The organism is Cupriavidus sp. SIMBA_020 (genome assembly GCF_046535395.1).
Taxonomy (GTDB): Bacteria; Pseudomonadota; Gammaproteobacteria; order Burkholderiales; family Burkholderiaceae; genus Cupriavidus; species Cupriavidus campinensis.
The window spans coordinates 1-332 of the sequence record NZ_JAWRWU010000226.1 but is presented as its reverse complement, the minus strand read 5'-3'; the positions used below and the strand labels follow the sequence as shown (position 1 = coordinate 332).

Here is a 332-nt window from a genome sequence, read left to right as displayed (position 1 = left end):
GCGGCAGGCCGTAGATCAGGTCGACGTTGACCGAGTCGTAACCCAGCGCACGGGCGCTTTGCATCAGGTCGCGGACGTCCTCGAACGACTGCACGCGATGCACCGCCACTTGCACGCGCGCATCGAAATCCTGCACGCCGAAGCTCAGCCGGTTGAAACCCAGCCGTCGCAATTTCTCCAGCCGCTGCGGGGTGGCCGTGCGGGGATCCACCTCGATGGAGATTTCCGCGTCTGGTTCGAAACGGAATGCGCCGCGCAAGTCCGCCATCAGGCGGTCCAGTTCTTCGTCGGACAGGAAGGTGGGCGTGCCGCCCCCGAAGTGAAGCTGCGAG

1 protein-coding gene is annotated in these 332 nt (G+C 65.1%); it reads right to left on the bottom strand.

Going from position 1 to position 332, the window contains the following annotated elements:
* On the bottom strand, positions 1-332 hold a 332-nt coding region (locus SB751_RS28945; RefSeq protein ID WP_410748901.1), incomplete at both ends, for a radical SAM protein.